Source organism: Bradyrhizobium sp. Kon58, assembly GCF_055807455.1.
Genome location: NZ_JBVVOT010000543.1, coordinates 1 through 253, shown reverse-complemented (window position 1 = coordinate 253; position 253 = coordinate 1). Strand labels below are relative to the sequence as shown.

Annotated in this window: 1 protein-coding gene; it reads right to left on the bottom strand. The window is 66.0% G+C overall.

From position 1 onward, the window contains the following. Positions 1–27 precede the first annotated feature (27 nt). On the bottom strand, positions 28–253 hold a 226-nt coding region (locus AC0L20_RS41430; protein ID WP_473295900.1), incomplete at its 5' end, for a LysR substrate-binding domain-containing protein.

Sequence of the window (253 nt, the reverse complement as noted above, 5' to 3'; positions counted from 1 at the left end):
GAACTGAATTCATGAATGTGCGCGTGTTCAGCCCTGCAGTACCAGCGACATGTCCGGGTACTGTGCGCAGATGAAATCGACAAATGCGCGCACCTTGGGCGCGGCAAGGCGCCGGGAGGTGTGCAACACCCACAGCTCCGGCTCGATCTCGGACACCGTGCCCCACTGGACCAGTTCGCCCCGGGCCAGTGGCGCCCAGGCGATAGACTGCGGAATCAGCGCCGCGCCGCCACCGGCGATGGCGGCATCGCGC